This is a genomic window from Micromonospora sp. WMMD737, from assembly GCF_049179055.1.
GTDB lineage: Bacteria > Actinomycetota > Actinomycetes > Mycobacteriales > Micromonosporaceae > Micromonospora > Micromonospora reichwaldensis.
In genome coordinates this window covers 1,471,383-1,491,494 of record NZ_JBMHMH010000001.1, presented here as the reverse complement: position 1 = coordinate 1,491,494, position 20,112 = coordinate 1,471,383, and the positions used below count along the sequence as shown (strand labels likewise).

The 20,112-nt window shown below is 73.5% G+C and carries 20 protein-coding genes; 10 read left to right on the top strand and 10 right to left on the bottom strand.

The window, feature by feature from the left end; genetic code table 11:
* Positions 1-5: 5 nt before the first annotated feature.
* Positions 6-857 (top strand): metallophosphoesterase family protein, encoded by an 852-nt coding sequence (locus ACN27A_RS05825; protein WP_421450240.1) that lies wholly within the window; start codon positions 6-8, stop codon positions 855-857.
* A gap of 43 nt (positions 858-900) precedes the next feature.
* Here the strand turns inward: ACN27A_RS05825 and ACN27A_RS05820 are convergent, their stop codons facing one another.
* The 7 genes from ACN27A_RS05820 to ACN27A_RS05790 form a co-directional block, all read right to left on the bottom strand.
* Positions 901-1,401, bottom strand: coding sequence for a hemerythrin domain-containing protein (locus ACN27A_RS05820; RefSeq protein WP_132234652.1), 501 nt, complete (start codon positions 1,399-1,401; stop codon positions 901-903).
* 112 nt (positions 1,402-1,513) lie between these two features.
* Positions 1,514-3,001 (bottom strand): S8 family peptidase, encoded by a 1,488-nt coding sequence (locus tag ACN27A_RS05815; protein WP_421450239.1) that lies wholly within the window; start codon positions 2,999-3,001, stop codon positions 1,514-1,516.
* Between the two features lie 147 nt (positions 3,002-3,148).
* Entirely contained in the window at positions 3,149-4,018 is an 870-nt protein-coding gene (locus ACN27A_RS05810) for an NAD(P)H-hydrate dehydratase (RefSeq protein WP_421450238.1), read from the bottom strand.
* On the bottom strand, positions 4,002-4,733 hold the full coding sequence (locus tag ACN27A_RS05805) for a histidine phosphatase family protein (protein ID WP_421450237.1): 732 nt from the start codon (positions 4,731-4,733) through the stop codon (positions 4,002-4,004). The genes ACN27A_RS05810 and ACN27A_RS05805 overlap by 17 nt, the downstream gene beginning before the upstream one ends.
* A gap of 198 nt (positions 4,734-4,931) precedes the next feature.
* On the bottom strand, positions 4,932-5,654 hold the full coding sequence (locus ACN27A_RS05800) for an alpha/beta hydrolase (RefSeq protein ID WP_421450236.1): 723 nt from the start codon (positions 5,652-5,654) through the stop codon (positions 4,932-4,934).
* 2 nt (positions 5,655-5,656) lie between these two features.
* Entirely contained in the window at positions 5,657-6,043 is a 387-nt protein-coding gene (locus ACN27A_RS05795; protein ID WP_421450235.1) for a DUF899 family protein, read from the bottom strand.
* A 162-nt stretch (positions 6,044-6,205) separates the two neighbouring features.
* Positions 6,206-7,162 carry an RNA polymerase subunit sigma-70 gene (locus ACN27A_RS05790; protein ID WP_421450234.1) on the bottom strand — a complete coding sequence of 319 codons (957 nt, stop codon included), beginning with the start codon at positions 7,160-7,162 and terminating at the stop codon, positions 6,206-6,208.
* A gap of 269 nt (positions 7,163-7,431) precedes the next feature.
* On the opposite strand from ACN27A_RS05790, the gene ACN27A_RS05785 reads away from it, so the two are divergent.
* From ACN27A_RS05785 to ACN27A_RS05775, 3 genes are all read left to right on the top strand, one after another.
* A complete protein-coding gene (locus tag ACN27A_RS05785; protein ID WP_132235041.1) occupies positions 7,432-7,662 on the top strand; it encodes a hypothetical protein in 231 nt (76 codons plus the stop codon).
* 156 nt (positions 7,663-7,818) lie between these two features.
* Positions 7,819-8,967, top strand: a complete 1,149-nt coding sequence (locus tag ACN27A_RS05780; protein WP_421458377.1) for an IS30 family transposase — start codon at positions 7,819-7,821, stop codon at positions 8,965-8,967.
* 106 nt (positions 8,968-9,073) lie between these two features.
* Positions 9,074-10,045 carry a DNA polymerase domain-containing protein gene (locus tag ACN27A_RS05775; RefSeq protein ID WP_421450233.1) on the top strand — a complete coding sequence of 324 codons (972 nt, stop codon included), beginning with the start codon at positions 9,074-9,076 and terminating at the stop codon, positions 10,043-10,045.
* Between the two features lie 22 nt (positions 10,046-10,067).
* Here ACN27A_RS05775 and ACN27A_RS05770 read toward each other — a convergent pair whose 3' ends face one another.
* Entirely contained in the window at positions 10,068-10,574 is a 507-nt protein-coding gene (locus ACN27A_RS05770; RefSeq protein ID WP_132234638.1) for an Lrp/AsnC family transcriptional regulator, read from the bottom strand.
* Positions 10,575-10,678: 104 nt separating this feature from the next.
* Here ACN27A_RS05770 and pdhA point away from each other — a divergent pair, with 104 nt between their 5' ends.
* The 5 genes from pdhA (at position 10,679) to ACN27A_RS05745 (ending at position 17,639) form a co-directional block, all read left to right on the top strand.
* On the top strand, positions 10,679-11,845 hold the full coding sequence (pdhA, locus tag ACN27A_RS05765; RefSeq protein ID WP_421450232.1) for a pyruvate dehydrogenase (acetyl-transferring) E1 component subunit alpha: 1,167 nt from the start codon (positions 10,679-10,681) through the stop codon (positions 11,843-11,845).
* The gene (locus ACN27A_RS05760) at positions 11,845-12,861 is read left to right on the top strand and encodes an alpha-ketoacid dehydrogenase subunit beta (RefSeq protein WP_421450231.1); all 1,017 of its coding nucleotides are present in this window, start codon (positions 11,845-11,847) and stop codon (positions 12,859-12,861) included. Before pdhA ends, ACN27A_RS05760 begins: the two co-directional genes overlap by 1 nt.
* Positions 12,858-14,252 carry a dihydrolipoamide acetyltransferase family protein gene (locus ACN27A_RS05755; protein WP_421450230.1) on the top strand — a complete coding sequence of 465 codons (1,395 nt, stop codon included), beginning with the start codon at positions 12,858-12,860 and terminating at the stop codon, positions 14,250-14,252. The genes ACN27A_RS05760 and ACN27A_RS05755 overlap by 4 nt, the downstream gene beginning before the upstream one ends.
* Positions 14,253-14,392: 140 nt before the next feature.
* Entirely contained in the window at positions 14,393-16,042 is a 1,650-nt protein-coding gene (locus ACN27A_RS05750; RefSeq protein WP_421458376.1) for a right-handed parallel beta-helix repeat-containing protein, read from the top strand.
* 331 nt (positions 16,043-16,373) lie between these two features.
* The gene (locus tag ACN27A_RS05745) at positions 16,374-17,639 is read left to right on the top strand and encodes an Ig-like domain-containing protein (protein WP_421450229.1); all 1,266 of its coding nucleotides are present in this window, start codon (positions 16,374-16,376) and stop codon (positions 17,637-17,639) included.
* Between the two features lie 163 nt (positions 17,640-17,802).
* Here ACN27A_RS05745 and ACN27A_RS05740 read toward each other — a convergent pair whose 3' ends face one another.
* The gene (locus ACN27A_RS05740; protein WP_421450228.1) at positions 17,803-18,822 is read right to left on the bottom strand and encodes an SMP-30/gluconolactonase/LRE family protein; all 1,020 of its coding nucleotides are present in this window, start codon (positions 18,820-18,822) and stop codon (positions 17,803-17,805) included.
* Positions 18,823-18,975: 153 nt separating this feature from the next.
* Between ACN27A_RS05740 and ACN27A_RS05735 the strand changes: the two genes are divergently transcribed.
* On the top strand, positions 18,976-19,326 hold the full coding sequence (locus tag ACN27A_RS05735; RefSeq protein WP_311411202.1) for an STAS domain-containing protein: 351 nt from the start codon (positions 18,976-18,978) through the stop codon (positions 19,324-19,326).
* Between the two features lie 227 nt (positions 19,327-19,553).
* On the opposite strand, the gene ACN27A_RS05730 is transcribed toward ACN27A_RS05735, so the two are convergent.
* Positions 19,554-19,946: an FKBP-type peptidyl-prolyl cis-trans isomerase gene (locus tag ACN27A_RS05730; protein ID WP_132234624.1), complete on the bottom strand. Its 393-nt coding sequence runs from the start codon at positions 19,944-19,946 to the stop codon at positions 19,554-19,556.
* Positions 19,947-20,112 lie beyond the last annotated feature (166 nt).

The following is a 20,112-nucleotide window of genomic DNA, read 5'->3' as shown; positions in this document are numbered from 1 at the left end:
GCGGCATGGCGGGGGAGGACGGCGAGGGCGGCAGCCTGCTCGCCATCAGTGACCTGCACGTCGGGCACCGGGACAACCGGGCGGTCGTCGAGGGGCTGCGCCCCGGTTCGCCGCGGGACTGGCTGCTGGTCGCCGGGGACGTGGGCGACACCGTGGCCGACGTGGAGTGGGCCCTCGGCCTGCTCAGCCGCCGCTTCGCGAAGGTCGTCTGGGCGCCGGGCAACCACGAGCTGTGGACACCGCCCGCCGACCCGGTGGCGCTGCGGGGGGCCGCGCGCTACGCGTACCTGGTGGACGCCTGCCGGCGGCTGGGCGTGCTGACCCCGGAGGACCCGTACCCGGTGTGGCGGGGTGAGGGCGGCCCGGTGCAGGTCGTGCCGCTGTTCCTGCTCTACGACCACAGCTGGCGCCCGGACGGGTTCGACACCCCCGAGGCGGCGCTGGAGGAGGCGTACCGGGTGGGGGTCGTCTGCACCGACGAGTTCCTGCTGCATCCCGATCCGTACCCGAGCCGGTCGGCGTGGTGCGCGGCCCGCGTCGCCGAGGCCGCGCGTCGGCTCGCCGATCGGGAGCCGGGGCTGCCGACGGTGCTGGTCAACCACTGGCCGCTGCTGCGCGAGCCGACCCGGGTGCTGCGCTACCCGATCTTCGCCCAGTGGTGCGGCACCGAGTCGACCGCCGACTGGCACCTGCGCTTCGACGCCGCCGCGGTGGTCTACGGCCACCTGCACATCCCTCGTACCACCTGGCACGACGGGGTGCGCTTCGAGGAGGTCTCGGTGGGCTACCCGCGGGAGTGGCGGCCCCGGACCGCGCCCCCGGCGCTGCGGCGGATCCTGCCCGCACCCCCGGCGTGACGACGGGCCCCGGCGCACCGGGGCCCGTGGAGGTTCCGTCCGCTCAGGCCGTTACGGCGTCCAGCGACTTCTTGATCGCCTTCGGGTCGGTCGGCTTGCGCGGCGCGTCCGCGCGCAGCGCGATCATCCGCTCGCCGATCTCCTGGAGCTGCTTACGGCCGAGGGCCTCGCGCACCTTCGGGAACCACTCCTGCTCCTCCTCCTCGACGTGGTGCAGGACGTTCTCGATCAGCACCGTGGTCTTGGCGTTGAAGCGCTCGTCGCCGGCGTCCATGGTGAACAGCTCGGCGCAGAGCACGTCGGCGACGTGGTGCTCCTCGTACGACTCGAGGATGTCGTCCTCCAGGTCGGGCAGGAGCTTGCGGACCTCGGGGTACATCACCTCGTTCTCAAGGTAGGTGTGGACCGTGAGGGCTTCCAGGATCTCGTTCACCAGCTTCTGCCGGCGCGCCGCCGGACCCTCCTCGGCATCCTGGAACGCCTTGAACAGGCGGCGCATCTCCTTGTGGTCCTCTTTCAACAGGACGATGGCATCGGTGGACACCGTTGACCTCCTCGCTCGGCTGACGACTTCTCCCGTACCCCCGGGGTGAGCAGCCAAAACGGGCAGGGCCCGGCGGTGAACCGCCGGGCCCTGTCGCTGTCGTGCCGTGGTGTCAGCGCACCACGTTGTACGCGTTGACCATGCCGGAGCCGTAGAAGCCGTTGCGCTTGCCGCCGGAGCAGGTCGCGTCGTAGGCGTTCGGACCGGCCGCGATCAGCGGCACCGGGTTGTAGACGCCACCGGGGCAGGCGATCGCCTCGGCGGTGTTGCCCAGGAAGGCCGACAGCTGACCGGGCGCCATGCCCGGGTGCGCCGAGACGGCCAGCGCCGCCACGCCGGCGGCGTGCGGCGAGGACATCGAGGTGCCCTGCTTGAAGCCCCAGCCGTTGGTCTTCGTGGCGGTGTTGTAGGTGGTGGACAGGATGCCGTCGGTGGAGGTCGAGCTGGCACCCCGGGTGCGGAAGCGGGTGTCGCCACCCGGCGCCGTCACCTCGACCACACCCTGGCCGTAGGAGGAGTAGTAGCTCTTCTGCCCGGTCGGGCCGACCGCCGACACGGTCACCACGCCCGGCGCCTCACCCGGCAGGATGAGGCAGGAGTTGGTGAGGTTCTCGCGCTCCTCGGGCGTCCCGTTGTTCGGGCTGCCCGTGTCGGTGATCTTGTGGGCGAGGTCCCAGTTGCTGTTACCCGCGGACGCCACGTGCAGCACGCCCTTGCCCTGCGAGTAACGCAGGGCCCGCTGGATGGCCTTCCACACCGGACGCTGGCGCGCGTCGTTGCGGCAGTTGAGCTGCCACGGGTCGATGTAGTAGCTGTTGTTGGTCACCTGCATGCCCTGCTCGGCGGCCCACATGAACCCGCAGACCGCGGCCTCCGGGTAGATGTAGCCGTCGTCGTTGACCACCTTGACGGCGGCCACCTTGACGCCCGGGGCGACCCCGGTCACGCCGACGCCGTTGACGGCGGCGGCGATGGTGCCGGCCACGTGGGTGCCGTGGTCGGAGGTGGTCGGGTTCCAGGCGGCCTCGGTGGTGTCGGTGACGCCACCGATGCAGGACGTGCTCTTGTTCTTCGCGATCTGGGTGGCCAGGTCGGGGTGGCTGGACGAGATGCCGCTGTCCAGCACGCCCACCACCACGTCGGCGCGGCCGGCGTTGACGGCGTGGGCCTGCGGGACGTCGATCATCGGCATGTCCCACTGCTGACCGAAGAGGGGCTCCTTGGTCGGGTCGGCGGTCGTGTTGGCCGCCTCGGCCGCGGAGACCTCCAGGGTCTCGCCCTCGTCGAGGGCGGTGCCCAGGCCGGCCGTGGACGCCACCGAGTCGACGCCCGCGCCCGCCACGTCCGTGACGAAGTCGGGGTTGGTCGACCGGACGACGAGCACGCCGATCTGGTCGTAGCTGGCCACCACGGTGCCGTTGGCGGCGGCCACGCGGGCGGCCGCCTTGTCGGTCTTGGCGCCCTGCGGGGCGAGGACCAGGAACGTGGTGTCCGGGCCGGCGGCCGACGCCGCCGGGGCCACCCCGCCGGCGACGGCGAGGCCGACGCCGAGCGTCACGGCGGACGCGGCAGCCAGTGTCTTGCGACGGAGGTTCTTCACACAGACTCCCAGGAGCTGTCTCCAGCCGGGGTACGCCCCCTGGCGGGGAGCGGCCGGCGGGAGGCGGGCGGGATGCACGCCTCCGCAACCACCAGCGCCGCGTGGTGAGCTGGCGTTACACGCCTGTGTGGGTCCGGACGAAAGGTGTCAGACGGTCGCCAGGGTGTGCGGAATCTCGTCGAGCAGCTCCCGGGCGAGGAACCCGATCCGGCCGTACCGGGGGACCAGCCGCTGACCGCTGACCGCGTGCGCGAACGCCGCCCAGCACGCGGCCTGCGCCGGCTCCGCGCCCCGCGACAACAGCCCGGCCAGCAGCCCGGCGCGGACGTCCCCGCTGCCGGAGGTGCCCAGTCCGGCGTCGCCGCTCTCCTCCCGCCAGCTCCGGCCGTCGGGGGTGGCGATGTGGCCGTAGAGCGACACCACCGCGTCGTACCGCCGGGCCAGCTCCGTCGCCTCGGCGTCCAGGTCGTCGCCGGGCTCCCGGTCGAGCAGGTGCCGGGCCTCGGTGAGGTTGGGAGTGAGCACCACCGGCCGCCCGGACCCGACCAGCAGGTCCGGGGCGTGGCTGAGGGCCCCCAGGGCGTACGCGTCGAGCACCAGCGATGTCTGCGGACCGGCCGCGTCGAGCACCAGGCGCAGCAGGCGGCCGGTCTCGTCGATGTCCTTGAGGCCGGGGCCGACGGCCACCACGTCCGCCTCCGCCACCAGTTCGCCCAGCAGCTCGCCGGGCTGCCCCGCGACCGCCCCGTCGGCGGTCTCCGGCAGCCCCACCACCAGCGCCTCGGGCACCTGGATGCTCAGCGCGGCGGCGGTGGACTCGGCGGCGGCGAGCTGGAGCACCCCGGCTCCGGCCCGCAGCGCGGCCACCCCGGCGAGCAGCACCGCGCCGGGGGTGAAGCGCGAGCCGCCGACCACCAGCACCGTGCCCCGGGCCTCCTTGCCGCCGGTCGGCACGGGCAGCGCCCAGTCCCGCAGCAGGCCCGGGGTGATCACCCGGGTGTCAGACCGGTTCGGCATGGACCTCGTCCTCCCTGGTCGGCCGGGCACCCTGCTCGTGCAGGTGACCGACGTCGTTGAACACGTCGGGGGTCAGCCGGCCGTCGGCGTCGGCGGACCACCCGGTGATCGAACAGTTGGCGATCACGTGTTCGCGGGTCAACGCCATCAGCTCCGTCTCGGTGAGCCCCTCCACCAGGTAACGGGTCAGGAAGACCAGGGCGTCGTGGCCGAACAGCAGCACGCGCCGGTCCTCGTGGTCGCGGCGCAGGTCGCCGAGGAGGGCACGCAGGCGCAGCGCCACGTCGGTCCAGGACTCCCCGCCCGGCGGCCGGTAGTAGAACTTGCCGAGCCGGTCGCGGCGCGCGGCCTCCTCCGGGTGCCGCCGGCGCACCCCCTGCCCGGTCAGGCCGTCCAGGATGCCCAACTCCCGGTCGCGCAGCCGTTCGTCGCGGGTGAGCGGGATGCCGGTGCCGGCCAGCGCCAGCTCGGCGGTCCGCACCGCCCGCAGGTACGGCGACACCACCGCCACGTCGGGCCGGTGGGCCTCGGGCAGCCCGGCCAGCCACCGCGCGGTGGCCCGCGCCTGCTCCTCCCCGGTGGGGCTCAGCGGCACGTCCGCGTCCCGGTGGGTCAGGTCGATCAGCTCGGCGCCGGACGCCTCGGCCGCCGTGGCCGCCACGTTCGCCGTGCTCTCGCCGTGCCGGACGATCCAGAGCGTCGCCAGTTCCGCCATGCGGCAACCCCTACCCGGGGCACGCGCCGGATAACCGCACCGGCTGGCCGACCGTGTCCGCTCCCGCCGGGGCCGGCCGATCCCGCCGCCGGTCCCGTCCGCACCGGGCTTCGTGGGGCGGGTCGGTGCGGTTCGAGATGCCGGATGACACGGTGCGCCGGGCGGCCGGCCCCGAACCCGGCCGCCCGGCGCGGCCGGTCACCGCCGGCGGGTCGGCGTGGCGCGGGCGACGCCGACGACCTCCCGCCGGATCTCCTCCAGCCGGTCGGCCAGCTCACGCGGCCGGCTGAGGGCCACCGGATGCCCGCCGTCCATCTCGTCGGGCGTGACGCCCAGCCGGTCGGACACCAGCCGGCGCAGGAAGTCGATCGGGAAGAAACGGTCCCCCCGGCAGAGCAGCGCCCGGGTCGGCACCTCGGGCCAGGCACCGAGCGGCCAGGGCTTCTCGAACGGCGTGCCCGACTGGTCCCGGGCATGCGCCTTGGCCTCCTCGACCAGCGGCGGCGGCAGCTCGTGGAAGAAGATGACGCCGGGGTCCCCGTCCTGCTCCGGCGTCCAGCCCTCGCGCTCGGCCTGGACCTGCCTGGCGTGTGCGTAGCCCGTGTTCTCCCACCACTCGCCCGGCGACTCACCGGGCGAGGGCACCATCGGGGTCAACAACACGAGCAGCTCGGCGCCGACGCGGTCGCACACCAACGGGCCGGTGAACGCGCCGAACGACTGGGCCACGACGACCAGGTCCGTACGGTCTCCGATGGCCCGGACGGCGGCGTCGGCGTACTCCGTCAGCCCCGCCGAGTCGTCGGCGCACGGCAGGTCGACCGCCACCACGTCGTGCCCCCGGTCCCGCAACTGGCCCGCCAGGAGGTGCCAGTACCAGGGCCCGCTGCCCGCCGGGGGAATCAACACGTAGGTCGCCATGGTCAGTGCTGCTCCAGTTCCGTCGGGTGGCCGACGACCCGCGCGGGCATCCGGTCACGATGCCCGGTCCCGTGGTGTCGATCGTCGCACCGGTCGTGGTGCCGCCACCACTGCTGCGGGTATTCCAGCTCCTCCTCCTGCCGGCCCAGCGCCGTCAGGTCGAGGTAGTGCCGGACGATGAGCTGACGGCGGCCGCCGAACAGGCCCGGAAGGTCCACCGGGCCGTCCGGAGACTCGAAGGCGTACTCCTTGTCGATCCGGACCATCGGCAGCCGGCGCCGCCGGGCGCTCAACGCGTCGCGTGCCCGCGTCAGCTCCTTCTCCTTGACGAGCAGGTCCGCACCGGCCGTTTCCCACTCGTCCCGGCTGACGACTCTCCGCTGGGTCATGCGGGTTCGCTCCTGCCTCTGTCTTCCGGTGCGTCAGCGGCGCGCCGCTGACGCCGGCCGCCCCGGTGGAGACGGTCGGGGCACGAAGAACTCATCGCCGCGGCCGTGGTCACCGGGTCAGCGGCAGCCCGAAGGCCGCAAGGACGCGGGGCGGGAACGCGGTCACCTCCACGATCTCGCCACCCTCGATGCGGAGCACGTCGAGGCCCAGCGCCCGGTAGCGGGACCGGCCCGGCTCACGCACGTAGCCGGCGACGGCGGGCTGGCGGTTGGCCGGGTGGGCACGTGACACCAGTCCTTGCCGCCGGCGGGTCCGACCAGCGCGGGGGCCCAGCACTCCACGATCGCGGCCCGTCCCTCGTACCACGTCGGTTCGGGTGGCATGGTGAAGCGGGCGTCCTCACTCAGCAGCGCCGCCAGCGCCGTCAGGTCCCCGCGTTCGGTGGCCTCCACGTACCGCTGGAGCACCGCCCGTTCCTCATGGCTCGGGTCGGTCGCCGTCGACCACTCCATCCGTCGTTGCGGCAGGTGCTGCCGGAGGGTGGCGCGCGCCCGCTGAAGGGCGCTGTTGACCGCGGCGACCGTGCCGTCGAGCAGCGCGGCGGTGTCGGCCGCCGGCCAGCCGAGCACGTCGCGCAGGATGAGCACCGCCCGCTGCCGGGACGGCAGGTGCTGGATCGCGGCGAGGAACGCCAGCTCGATGGTCTCCTTCGCCACCAGTGCGGTGTCCGGCTCGCCGTCGGACGGCGCGGCCGGGTCGAGCAACCGGTCCGGGTACGGCTGGAGCCAGGGGACCTCCACCTGCGGCAACGAGGTCCGGCCGGGCCTGGCGGCGCGGGACACCGTCGGCACGACGAGCGGACGTGGCTGCCGGTGGCGGCGGTCGAGGAAGTCGAGGCAGGCGTTGGTCGCGATCCGGTAGAGCCAGGCCCGCACCGTGGACCGGCCCTGGAAGGTCTCCCGCCTCCGCCAGGCCCGCAGGAACGTCTCCTGCACGAGGTCCTCGGCGTCGTCGAACGAGCCGAGCATCCGGTAGCAGTGCACCTGCAACTCCCGCCGGTGCCGGTCGGTCAGCTCCGCGAACGCCTGCGCGTCGCCCTCCCGGACGGCGTCACCCACCGTCCTCTCACCGACCCCGCCCGATCCCGTGCCACCTTGACCCACGAACCGTCCTCCGTCCTGGTCCACCCGATCATCACGTGCCGCCGTCCAGAGATATGACGACCGACGGACGACGGAGTCATCGCCCCGGGGGGTCCGATTTCGGACGACGCCGTCGACCGGGTCCGGCGGAAGGCGCCGGGACCGCCGCCGGGCGTGATCGGTGCCGGGTCGGGTAAGCGCTGCCTCCACCGATCACCGAGACGGGGAGGTGCGCCGTGGCCACCATGGTCAGGGAGCCGGCGAGCCCGGTGAAGGACCAGAACTACGACCTGATCCACGCGCTGCAGATGTCGTTGCAGCACATCTGGCAACTGGAGAACTACGTCGCCGACGCCGACGCGCGGGGCGACACGGAACTGGCCACCTGGTTCCGGAAGATCCAGGAGAACAACCGCAAGGCGGGCGAACAGGGCAAGAAGATGCTCCTGGTGCGCCTCCAGGAGGAGATGAGCTGAGTCCGCGCGGACCTGTGAGGAAGGGCCCCTTGCCAACGTCTTGGGTTCTAGGGATCGTTGCAACGCCTGACCTGATCAGGGGTTGCAGTGTTCGAGATCCGTGGGGATCGCCGGCCGCAGGGAGCGAAGAAGCTTCGCGCGGAGCGTCAGGCATATTTGGATCTTGTGGCGCGGGGTGTAAGTACGAGTGAAGCGTGCCGGCTGGTCGGGATCAATCGCAAGACTGGTCACCGCTGGCGGTACGGCCGCACGATCCAGACGAAGGCCGGGCAGCAGGGAGTACCTCCCGCTGCCCGGTCTTTGGCCGTGGCAGACCGGTTTCTGTCTCAGGCCGAGCGGATCGTGATCGCTGATCGGCTGCGGGAGGGTGCCTCGCAGGCGGCGATCGCCGCTGAGCTGCGGCGTTCGCCAGGCACGATCAGCCGGGAGATCCGCCGCAATCGGCACCCGGACAGCGGTGACTACCGGCCCTACGCAGCCCAGCAACGCGCCGACAGCAGGCGGCCTCGTCCGAAGATCGGCAAAATCACCGCGTGCCCGGCGCTGCGGGAACACGTCCAGGCCATGCTGGATTGCAAGCACAGCCCGGAACAGATCAGCCGTCGGCTGCGCCGTGACTTTCCCGAGCGGAACGAGCTGCACGTGTCACACGAGACGATCTACCAGGCGCTCTACGTCCAGGGCCGTGGCGAACTGCGCCGAGAACTGACCGCCGCGCTGCGCACCGGCCGTGCGGTGCGACGTCCCCGCCGTCAGCCTGGCCAGCGCCAGCCCCGCTTCACCCATCCGATGGTGATGATCAGCGAACGGCCCGCCGAGGCCGACGACCGTGCCGTGCCCGGACATTGGGAAGGCGACCTAATCATCGGCAAGGACAACGGCTCCGCCATCGGCACACTTGTCGAACGCTCCGCCCGCTACGTCCTGCTCGTGCACCTGGGCGCCGGCCGCAGCGCCGACCGGGTCCGCGACGGCCTGCTCACCGCCATGGCCACCCTGCCGCACCATCTGAAACGGTCTCTGACCTGGGACCAAGGCATCGAGATGGCGATGCACCATCAGTTCAGCATCACCGCGCAGATGCCGGTCTACTTCTGCGACCCGCACTCACCCTGGCAACGCGGCTCCAACGAGAACACCAACGGACTGCTGCGCCAGTACTTCCCCAAAGGCACCGACCTAGCCGTCCACAGCCCCGACCACCTCGCCACCGTCGCCGCCGAACTCAACGGCCGCCCACGCAAAACGCTCGGCTGGGACACCCCAGCCGAGCGCCTCGTTAAGCTCCTAGCCGTCACCGACTAGCCAACGCGTTGCAACGACCCCTTGAAACCGCCCAACAAGGGGCCCTTCCTTACACCCCGGGGCGCGCGGCCCGTGCCGGGCGGGCGGGCGGGTTACGGTGTCAGGCGTGGCGACGCCGGCCGAGGAGATCCAGGTGGGGGAGCGGCTGGTGCGCGTCTCCAGCCCCGACAAGCCGTACTTCCCGGAACTCGGGCTGACCAAGCGGGACGTGGTGTCCTACTTCCTCGCCGTCGGCGACGGCGTCCTGCGCGCCCTGCGGAACCGCCCGACCATGCTGGAGCGGTGGCCGCGCGGCGTGTTCGAGGGGGCGAAGATCGGCACCCGGCAGGACAACCGGGGCGACGCCTTCTACCAGAAGCGGCTGCCGGCGGGGGCGCCCGAGTGGGTGCGCACCGCCCACATCACCTTCCCGAGCGGGCGTACGGCCGACGAGGTCGCGCCGAGCGAGCTGGCGGTGGTGATCTGGGCGGCCAACCTCGGCACGCTGCGGTTCCATCCGTGGCCGGTCTCCGCCGCCGACGTGGAGCGACCCGACCAGCTGCGCATCGACCTGGACCCGATGCCGGGGGTGGGCTTCGACCAGGTGGTGCCGGTGGCCCACGAGGTGCGCGCGTTCCTGACCGAGCTGGGCCTGACGGGTTACCCGAAGACCACCGGCGGGCGGGGCCTGCACGTCTACCTCTCCATCGAGCCCCGGTGGAGCTTCGGCGACTGCCGGCGGGCGGTGCTGGCGCTGGGCCGGGAGATGCAACGCCGGCTGCCGGAGCTGGTCACCACCACGTGGTGGCGGGAGCAGCGGGACCGGCCGGTCTTCGTCGACTACAACCAGATGTCCCGGGACCACACGATGGCCTCGGCGTACTCGATCCGTCCCACCCCCCAGGCGTTGGTCTCCGCGCCGCTGGACTGGTCGGAGCTGGACGACGCCCGGCCGGAGGACTTCGCCGTGGCCACGATGCCCGCCCGGTTCGCCGAGCGCGGCGACCCGCACGCCGGCCTCGACGACCGGCGGTTCTCCCTGGAGCCGCTGCTAGAGCTGGCCGACCGGGAGGGGCTGGAGGCCCCACCGGAGCGCTGAGCGGGCAGACCGCCGCGCCGGTTCACTCCCACGGGCTGCGTTCGCCGTCGAACTCCTCGAAGACCAGCCAGGTGCGGGTGGAGAGCACGCCGGCGATGCTCTGCACCCGGCCCAGCACCACGTCGCGCAGGGTGGCGTTGTCCGGCGCCCGGACCAGGGCCAGCACGTCGTGGTCGCCGCCGAGCAGGGCGGCGTGCTCGATGTAGCGCACCCGGGCCAGCTCCGCCGACACCTCCCGCCAGGTGTTCTGCTCGATCTTCAACGCGATGTACGCCGAGGTGCCCAGCCCCGCCGCCTCGGGCGCGACCTGGGCCCGGAACCCGGTGATCACCCCGTCGCGCAGCAGCCGCTCCACCCGGGCGTACGCGTTGGTGCGGGAGATGTGGATCCGCTCGGCGAGCGTACGCACCGACGTGCGGCCGTCGCGGACCAGCTCGTCGAGGATCCGCCGGTCCACGTCGTCCAACGGTCGCGCCGAACGTCCCGTTCCGGCCACCGGCTCCGCTGCGCCCCCGGACTCCTGGCTCATCTCGCCGCCTGTCCCATGCCATCCGTCCCGCGTTTGTCCTGGATCTTGAGTCAATCATCCGACAGCAGGAGCATAGGCCCACCACACGTCCAGGAGGTCCCGCCGTGACGACCACACCCGAGGCGGTCCGCAGGGCATCCCCGCGCAGCCGTCGGAAGGCCACCCCGCCCGACCCGGCCACGCCGCTGCTCCCGGCCACCGAGCCCGTCCGCCTGCTCGATCCCACCGGCACGCCACTGCGCGCCCCCGCCGACTATCCCGAGCCGCCCGTCGAGGCGCTCGTCGAGATGCACCGGCGGATGGTCGTCGGCCGCCGCTTCGACGTCCAGGCCACCGCCCTGACCAAGCAGGGCCGGCTGGCCGTCTACCCGTCCTCGCGCGGGCAGGAGGCCTGCCAGGTCGGCGCCGTCCTCGCCCTGCGCGACACGGACTGGGTCTTCCCGACCTACCGCGAGTCGATGGCCCTGGTCTCCCGGGGCATCGATCCGGTCGAGGTGCTGACCCTGCTGCGCGGGGACTGGCACTGCGGCTACGATCCCGCCGAGCGGCACACCGCCCCGCAGTGCACCCCGCTGGCGACCCAGTGCGTGCACGCCGCCGGGCTGGCCTACGGCGAGGCGTACCAGGGACGCGACACGGTCGCGCTGGCGTTCATCGGCGACGGGGCGACCAGCGAGGGCGACTTCCACGAGGGCGTCAACTTCGCCGCCGTGTTCAAGGCCCCCGTCGTCTACTTCGTGCAGAACAACCGGTACGCCATCAGCGTCCCGCTGTCGCGGCAGACCGCCGCGCCGTCGCTGGCGTACAAGGGCGTGGGGTACGGGGTGCCCAGCGAACAGGTCGACGGCAACGACCCGGTCGCCGTGCTCGCGGTGCTCACCCGCGCGGTGGCGCACGCCCGTTCCGGCAAGGGCCCGTTCCTGGTCGAGGCGCACACCTACCGGATGGAGGCGCACACCAACGCCGACGACGCGAGCCGCTACCGCGACGGCGCCGAGGTCGAGGCCTGGCGGGACCGGGACCCGGTGGCCCGGCTGGAGGCGTACCTGCGGGCCCGGGGCGCGCTCGACGACGCCGCCGTCGCCGCGGTCGCCGAGGAGGCCGAGGCGTACGCCGCCGACCTGCGCGTCCGCATGAACGCGCAGCCGACGGTCGACCCGATGAGCCTCTTCGAGCACGTCTACGCCGAGCCCACCCCGCAGCTGGTCGAGCAGCGTGAGCAGGTCCGCGCCGAGCTGGCCGCCGCCCAGGACGAGGAGGGTGAGCGCTGATGGCCGCCCTGACCATGGCGAAGGCGCTCAACGCCGCGCTCGCCGACGCGATGCTCGACGACGACCGGGTGGTCGTCTTCGGCGAGGACGTCGGGGCGCTCGGCGGCGTCTTCCGGATCACCGACGGCCTCCAGGCCCGCTTCGGCGACAAGCGCTGCTTCGACACGCCGCTCGCCGAGGCCGGCATCGTCGGCTTCGCCGTCGGCATGGCCATGTCCGGGCTGCGCCCGGTGGTCGAGATGCAGTTCGACGCGTTCGCGTACCCGGCGTTCGAGCAGATCGCCTCGCACGTGGCGAAGGTGCGCAACCGCACCCGGGGCGCGCTCAGCGTGCCGATCGTCATCCGGGTGCCGTACGCCGGCGGCATCGGCGGCGTCGAGCACCACTGCGACTCCAGCGAGGCCTACTACGCGCACACCCCCGGCCTGAAGGTCGTCACCCCGGCGACGGTCGAGGACGCGTACTCCCTGCTGCGCCAGGCGATCGACGATCCCGACCCGGTCGTGTTCATGGAGCCGAAGAAGCTCTACTTCTCCAGCGCCGAGGCGGAACTGCCGGCCGCCACCGCGCCGATCGGCCGGGCGGTCGTGCGTCGCCCCGGCCGCGACGGCACCCTCGTCGCGTACGGGCCGGCGGTGCCGGTCGCGCTGGAGGCCGCCGAGGCCGCCCGCGAGGAGGGCTGGGACCTGGAGGTCGTGGACGTACGCAGCATCGTGCCGTTCGACGACGAGACCGTCACCGCCTCGGTCCGGCGTACCGGCCGGTGCGTGGTGATCCAGGAGGCCCAGGGCTTCGCCGGGGTGGGCGCCGAGATCGCCGCCCGGGTGCAGGAGCGCTGCTTCCACGCCCTGCACGCCCCGGTGCTGCGGGTGTCCGGGCTGGACATCCCGTACCCGGCGCCGATGCTGGAGCACACCCACCTGCCGTCGGTGGACCGGATCCTCGACACGGTGGCCCGGCTCCAGTGGGACGACCAGCCCGACGGGCGCTGGCTGAGCCGGGGGAGCGCGGCGTGACCACCGTGGACGGGGCGCAGGTCTTCCTCCTGCCCGACCTGGGCGAGGGGCTGAGCGAGGCCGAGATCGTCGAGTGGCGGGTCGCCGTGGGCGACGTGGTCACGGTGGACCAGAGCGTCGTGGAGGTGGAGACCGCCAAGGCCGTCGTCGACGTGCCCTGCCCGTACGCCGGGCGGGTCGTGGCGCTGCACGGCGCGGCGGGTGAGACCCGCCCGGTCGGCCAGCCGCTGATCACCATCGCGCCCCTGGACGGCGGCGGCGGGGCCGGCGACGAGCCCGCCGCGCACGCCACCTACCGCGAGGAGGAGCGGGCCGGCTCCGGCAACGTCCTCATCGGGTACGGCACCGGCCATGGCGGCGCGGGGCGGCGGCGTCGCCGGCCCCGTCTCGTGGCCGCACCCGATCCCACCCCGGCGGCTCCCGCCCACGCCGCACCGCCGGCGGCTCCCGCCCCGGCGGCGACTGCGGCCGGCGCGGCCGACCGTCCGGACGGCGCGGCGGCGCCCCTGGTCATCTCGCCGATCGTGCGCCGGCTGGCCCGCGAGCACGGGCTCGACCTGGCGGCCCTGCGCGGCACCGGCCCCGGCGGCGTGGTGCGCCGGGCGGACGTGGAGGCCGCCGTCGCCGGGGCGGCGACGCCGGCCGCCCGGCTGGCCGCGGTGCCGGACGAGCCCGTCGGGTCGGCGGCCTCCGGCGCCGAGGACCTGGTCGTCCCGCTGACCGGCATCCGCAAGGTGATCGCCGACAAGCTCTCCCGCAGCCGGCGAGAGATCCCCGAGGTGACCATCTGGGTGGACGTGGACGCCACCGGGCTGCTGGAGACCCGCGCGGCGATCAACGCGGCGACCCCGGACGCGCCGGTGAGCATCCTGGCCCTGCTGGCCCGGATCTGCCTGTCCGGGCTGCGCCGGTACCCGCAGCTCAACGCCCGGGTCGACACCGAGGGCCAGCGGATCGTCCAGTCCGCCGGGGTGCACCTGGGCATCGCCGCCCAGACCGACCGGGGGCTGGTCGTGCCGGTGCTGCGGGACGCGCAGCGGCTGACCACCGCCGAGCTGGCCGCCGAGCTGACCGCGACCACCACGGCCGCCCGGGCCGGCACGCTGCCCCCGGCCCGGCTGACCGGCGGCACGTTCACGCTCAACAACTACGGCGTCTTCGGCGTCGACGGCTCCACCCCGATCATCAACCACCCGGAGGCGGCGCTGCTCGGGGTGGGACGGATCGTGGACAAGCCCTGGGTGGTCGACGGGCAGCTCGCCGTGCGGAAGGTGACGCAGCTCAGCCTGACCTTCGACCACCGGGTCTGCGACGGCGGGGTGGCCGGCGGCTTCCTGCGGCACGTCGCCGACTGCGTCGAGCGGCCGGCGGTCCTGATCGCCAACGTCTGACCCGCGTCCGCGACGGCCCCGGCTCTCCGCCTCCCGGCGGGCCGGGGCCGTCGTCGTCGCGGCAGGCGTTTCCCCCGAGACGGGCCGGGAATGCGGGCCGGGCAGTCCCGCCGAGGGGAGGACGAGTGGCGTACCCGGACATGGCCTCCGCCGCAGGCGTGCGTCGCCACGCGGTGGCCGGTGCCCCGCTGCTCTGCGACGCCCGGGAGCACGGCCTGGCCGGCGACGGGACGGCCAACGACCAGCCGGCGCTCGCCGCGCTGGTGGACCGGCTCGGCGACGCGTACGCCGCCGACGGCCGGGCGAGGATCATCTACTGCCCGCCCGGGGTCTACTCGATGCGCGACTCGGGCACCGTGTGGCGTACCGGGGTGTCGCTCGTCGGCGCCGGCCCGGGGGCGACCCGCTTCGTGCTCAGCAACGCCGGCAACCGGGCCGACCCGGCGCCGCTGGCGTTCTACACCACCCTCCAGCACGGCGCCGACCGGGACCGGCACCTGGCCGACTGCACCTTCGCCGACTTCGAGATCGACGGCTCGGGCGTGGCGTCGGCGGACTACAACCCCCTGGCCAAGGGGCTCGGGTTGCAGTACGTCGTCCGCGGTGTCTTCCGCAACCTGTACATCCACCACACCGCCGCCACCGGCCTGGGCTGCGACTTCCTCCAGGACTGCCTGATCGACGGGGTGCTGGTCACCGGGTGTGGGCGGCTGGACAACGGCACCGAGATGGGCGGCGCGGGCATCGGCATCGGCATCGGCGGCTGGGGCAGCATCGAGCGGTTCAACATCGTCAACTGCAGCGCGGTGGCCAACGCCACCAACGGCATCTTCCTCGAGTTGCAGGAGGCGGACCACCTGCGCCCACGGGGCGTACGGATCATCGGCTGCCACGCCCAGGGCAACCGCTTCGGCATCTCCGACTGGGGCGCGAACGGCCTGATCGTCTCCGCGTGCACCATGACCGGCAACCTGGAGGCGGGCTTCCACGTCTCGGCGAAGGGCACCACGCACACCGCCGGTCGGGGCGGCATCCTCACCGACTGCGTCATCGACGGCAACCTGCGCGACGGGGTGAGCATCGGCAACACCCCCGGTCCGTACACGATCCGCGGCAACCGGATCAGCGGCAACGGCCGGTACGGCTACCACCAGCGCAACCTCGGCGGGTCCGAGGGGCACGTCGCCGAGGAGATCGTCATCGAGAGCAACGACTTCTACGGCAACAGCGCCGACGCCATCCGCTTCGACCGTCCGGTCCGCGACGTCTTCCTGGTCGCCAACCGGATCCGGAACAACGGGCGGCAGTGGGCGCCCGCGACGAGCGCACACGGCGACTCGGTGCGCTACACCGGGAAGTCGGTGGTGGACCGGCGGGCGAACTGGCCGAACGACGGGCACCGGGGCAAGGTGGTGCGGGTCGGCGAGCGCATCGCCGTGGTGGCGGCCAACGACGACACCGAGCTCACCCTCGCGCCGATCCGGCCGGACTCCCCGAGCGGGTGGAGCGGGGGCACTCCGCCGCCGGGCACGCCGTACGAGCTGCCCGCCGGGCCGCCGGTGCGGGCCGGCATCGCGATCAACGCGGCCGTCGAGTCGGCCACCATCCGGGGGAACCGGATCTGGGACAACCGGGAGCCGAGCACCCAGAACCACGGACTGTGGGTCACCGAGCAGGGCAGCTGCGTGGACTGCCGGGTCGAGGACAACGACTTCGCCGGCAACGCGGACTCCGCCGTCCGGCTGGACACCCCACCGGTCGGCGGCCGGTGGGAACGCAACCACGACTGACGACGACCGGCCGGCCCGTCGGCGGCGGCGCTCCCGGTCGCGTCGTGCCGCGCGCGTCGCCTCGCCCGCCGGATCGCGGGTGCGGGACGGCTGTGCGCCGACACCGACGACGCGGTGGCCCGAACCGGGACGCGGCGGGCGTCAGGGGGCGGCCGGTGGGCGGGCCGGACGATTCCGGACGGACCCGGAAACCGGCGCGTGCGGCCCTTTTCCGTGCAGTGCGGGAAATGCTTCCCATAATTGCTTTCGCAATTCCCTGGAAATTGCGCGTCCACCCGGCGCGGCGTGGAGAGAATGTGGCTGAGGACACCAGACAACGGGGGGACGCATCATGGAGTTGAGGCGGCGACTGACGGTGCTGGCCGTGACCATCGCGGCCACGCCGTTGGCCCTCGGCGGGTGCACCGCCGACCGCAAGCCGGGTGCCCGGCCGGCCGAGGGGCAGGCGGCGGCGCCGGAGCTGACCGTGACGCCCACCGACCGCGCCCGCGAGGTGCCGATCACCGCCGAGGTGGGGACCGCGGTCAGGAACGGAAAGGTCACCGCCGTGCGGATCACCGACGACAAGGGCGCGCGGGTCGCGGCGGAGCCCCGGGAGGACGGCTCGGGCTGGGTGCCGAAGGCGCCCCTGCAGCCGCGGCGCACCTACACCGCGGAGGTGACAGCCACGGGCGACTCGGGCACGACGACGACCCGGAAGACCACCTTCACCACGATGCCGAAATCGACGAAACCGGAAATCACCAGCACGTTGTACTTCGCCGGTGATCGGACGTACGGGACCGCGATGCCGGTGACCGTGGCGTTCGACCCACCCATTCCGAAAGAGGCCAGGGACGACGTGCAGCGCCGATTGTTCGTGAAGACGGATCCGCCGCAGCCGGGCGCCTGGTCGTGGGTGTCCGACGGCAGTCAGGCCTATTACCGGGCCCCCGATTTCTGGCGCCCGGGGACCCGTATCAGCGTCCGGGCCGGGCTGGAGGGCCTGCCGATCGGCAAGGACCGGGTCGGCGACTCCGACCGCACCGCCACGTCGAAGATCGGCCGGCAGGTGGCCCTGGAGATCGACAACGCGACCAAGCAGATGTCCGTGCTGCGCGACGGCAAGGTGGTCCGCAAGATCCCGGTCAGCATGGGCAAGCCGAGCACGCCGACCTCCAGCGGCAAGATGGTGATCATGGAGAAGCACGATTTCACGACGTTCGACACCCGGGGCTCGGCCGACCCCTACGTGGTCGACGTCGAGGACGCCCAACGGCTCACCTGGGGCGGCGAGTTCATCCACGCGGCGCCGTGGTCGGTGGGGGATCAGGGCAACACCAACGTCTCGCACGGCTGCACCAACGTCTCCAACGAGGCCGCGGACTGGCTGATGGGCGTCACGCAGGTCGGCGACCTGGTCACCATCAAGGGCACCGAGGTCCAGCTGACCGAGGGCAACGGCTGGACGGCCTGGAACGTCAGCTGGGACGAGTTCGTCAAGGGCAGCGCGCTGCCCGTGCCGGCCGGGCTGCGGCCATCCCCGTCGGCCGTGCCGCACCCCGGCGCGGTGGCCGGGGGCTCGCCGGCGCCGGCGCCGTCCGTCCGCGGCGGCTGATCCGACCGTACGCACACCCGGGGGACCGGTCCGCCACCACGCGGGCCGGTCCCCGGCGCGTCGATCGGACCGGGGCGTTCCCCGCCGACCCGTCATGCGGGCCGGTTCCCCTGGCGCGGCGGTCGCACCGGCGTTTCCCGCCGGCCCCGTCCGGCGTCGGGGCTCAGCCCAGCGGCACCCGGGCCACGCCGGGGCCCGTGAGGCTGCCCAGCCACAGGTGGTCGCCGTGCTGGCGGACGCCGGTGACCATGTCGTAGGTGCCGTGCGGGCCGTGCAGGGTCCGCAGCACCCGCCCCTCGCCGTCGACGAGGGCGACCAGGCCGTAGCGCAGCGGCTTCGGCTGCACCGCCGCCGGCAGCACCGCCACCAGCTGCCGCAGCCGGGGGTGGGGCAGCAGCCGCTCGACCACCGGCACGCGGGGGCTGGGCAACGCGATCCAGTACGTCCCGTCGCCCACCGCGGTCAGGTTGTCCGGGTACGCCGGCAGGTCGGCCAGCACGGTGACCGTGCCGTCGGCCAGCGCGACCCGCACCAGTCGATGGGCGGCGGTCTCGACCAGCATGAGCGCCGACTCGTCCGGGGTGAGCGCGAGCCCGTTGGGGAAGTGGAACCCGGCGCGGACGACGTCGGTGCGCCCGCTGCGCGGGTCGTACGCCAGCACCCGCCCGTTGGGCCGGTGCTCCAGCAGGTCCCGCTTCCAGTGCGAGAGCGGGAAGCGGTCGGACGAGTCGGTGAAGTAGACCGTGCCGTCGCGGGCGACGGTGGCGTTGTCGGCCAGGTTCGCCCTCGCCCCGAGGCCGCCCAGCTCGCGCACCGCACCGTCGCCGGTCACCCGCAGCAGCCCCCGGTACGCGTCGCAGACCACGAGGCTGCCGTCGAGCGGGTCGACCTCCACGCCCAGCGGCCGGCCCCCGGTGTCGGCGAGCGGCCGGGGCCGGGTGCCGGGGGGCGCCTCGACCGGCCACCACCAGAGCCGGCCGTCCTCCGTCCCGCTGACCACCCGGCCGGACGGATCGACGACCACGTCCTCCGGACCGGACACCCCGTCGGGCAGCGGCAGCAGCTCCACCGAGTCGAGCCGCCGGTCGGTGGGCGTCCACGGCCCGTCGAGCGGCGGCGGGACCGTGGCGGGCTCGCGGACGGGGCGGATCAGCCGGGGCGCGCGGCGGCGGGGAGCGACCATCGGCTCATTCTCGCCCGCCGATGTGCAGCCCGCAGGCCCTCGTCGCATCATCCCTGAGGGGGATCCGGGAGTCTCGGGGTATGACCCTGGGCGTACCCGGATCCGGTCCCTCAGCAGGGCGGAATTGTCGGTGGCGGGGGATAGGTTCGTCGCATGGGACAGCGCGACGACCGGCTCCACGTGGACATCACCGTGGCCGACCACGAGGTGGAGGTGCGGGCGACCGGCGAGGTCGACATCGCCACGGTCGCCGCGTTCCGCTCCGCGCTCTGGGCCGCCCCGGCCCGGCCCGTGCTCCGGCTGGATCTCTCCGGCGTCCGCCTGCTCTCCGCGGCCGGGGTGCGGGCGCTGGTCGCCGCGCACCTGCGCGTGCGCGCCCGGGGCGGTGAGCTGGTGCTGGTCCGTCCCGACCCGGTGGTCGAGCGGGTGCTGCGGGCCACCGGCCTGCACCGGGTCATCCCGATCGTGGACCCGTGCGCCGACCGGGAGCTGGTGCCCTGCTGACCTCCGGCGCCCGAGGCCCAGGGGCACCGTGGCGTGCAGCGCCTCGACCGGGAGCCCGCCCAGCCAGTCCATTGACGTTGGCAGCGGGCCGGTGCCGACGGCGTCGTCCACCGTCCGCACCGGCCCGTGGCCCGGCGGTTCGCCGTTGACCCGAGCGGTGCACCGTCCGTTCGGAGGGATCATCCTCCGCCCGGCGGTGCGTGCCCGCCCAGCGGGTCATCCTCCGCTCAGCGGACGCCGAGCAGGTCGACGACGAAGACCAGGGTCTCGCCCGGCTTGATGACGCCGGCGGCGCCCCGGTCGCCGTAGCCCAGGTGCGGAGGGATGGTCAGGCGGCGCCGGCCGCCGACCCGCATGCCCACGACGCCCCGGTCCCAGCCGGAGATGACGTGACCGGCGCCGAGCTGGAACTCGAACGCCTCACCCCGGTTCCACGAGGAGTCGAACTCGCGACCGTTGGAGTGTGCGACCCCCACGTAGTGGACGCTGGCCAGCTGCCCCGGCTGGGCCTCCGGCCCCTCGCCGACGGTGATGTCCTCGATGACGAGGTCGGCGGGCGGCGCGCCCTCGATCGGACCCACCTCGGGCTTGCCCGAGCGGGCGCCTGCTGCCTGGTTCATTCGGGAGTCTCCTACCGTTTCGGTCCTGATGTCCGTCACCCGAGATCCTGCCCGATGGCGTCCGGCCGATGCATGGCGGTCCCGACACACACGTCGCGGCCGGCCCTCGGAGCGACGGCGTGACGCGGTGGGCACGCCGAAGCGGGCGTCACCGGGTGGTGACGCC

Excerpts from the sequence above, each read along its gene's own strand:
- ACN27A_RS05735 (WP_311411202.1), top strand. The coding sequence starts at position 18,976 with ATGGGACAGCGCGACGACCGGCTCCACGTGGACATCACCGTGGCCGAC.
- ACN27A_RS05805 (WP_421450237.1), bottom strand. The coding sequence starts at position 4,733 with ATGGCGGAACTGGCGACGCTCTGGATCGTCCGGCACGGCGAGAGCACG.
- ACN27A_RS05750 (WP_421458376.1), top strand. The coding sequence starts at position 14,393 with ATGGCCTCCGCCGCAGGCGTGCGTCGCCACGCGGTGGCCGGTGCCCCG.
- ACN27A_RS05740 (WP_421450228.1), bottom strand. The coding sequence starts at position 18,822 with ATGGTCGCTCCCCGCCGCCGCGCGCCCCGGCTGATCCGCCCCGTCCGC.
- ACN27A_RS05800 (WP_421450236.1), bottom strand. The coding sequence starts at position 5,654 with ATGGCGACCTACGTGTTGATTCCCCCGGCGGGCAGCGGGCCCTGGTAC.
- ACN27A_RS05730 (WP_132234624.1), bottom strand. The coding sequence starts at position 19,946 with ATGAACCAGGCAGCAGGCGCCCGCTCGGGCAAGCCCGAGGTGGGTCCG.
- ACN27A_RS05770 (WP_132234638.1), bottom strand. The coding sequence starts at position 10,574 with ATGAGCCAGGAGTCCGGGGGCGCAGCGGAGCCGGTGGCCGGAACGGGA.
- ACN27A_RS05785 (WP_132235041.1), top strand. The coding sequence starts at position 7,432 with ATGGTCAGGGAGCCGGCGAGCCCGGTGAAGGACCAGAACTACGACCTG.
- ACN27A_RS05795 (WP_421450235.1), bottom strand. The coding sequence starts at position 6,043 with ATGACCCAGCGGAGAGTCGTCAGCCGGGACGAGTGGGAAACGGCCGGT.
- ACN27A_RS05745 (WP_421450229.1), top strand. The coding sequence starts at position 16,374 with ATGGAGTTGAGGCGGCGACTGACGGTGCTGGCCGTGACCATCGCGGCC.
- ACN27A_RS05810 (WP_421450238.1), bottom strand. The coding sequence starts at position 4,018 with ATGCCGAACCGGTCTGACACCCGGGTGATCACCCCGGGCCTGCTGCGG.
- ACN27A_RS05760 (WP_421450231.1), top strand. The coding sequence starts at position 11,845 with ATGGCCGCCCTGACCATGGCGAAGGCGCTCAACGCCGCGCTCGCCGAC.
- ACN27A_RS05825 (WP_421450240.1), top strand. The coding sequence starts at position 6 with ATGGCGGGGGAGGACGGCGAGGGCGGCAGCCTGCTCGCCATCAGTGAC.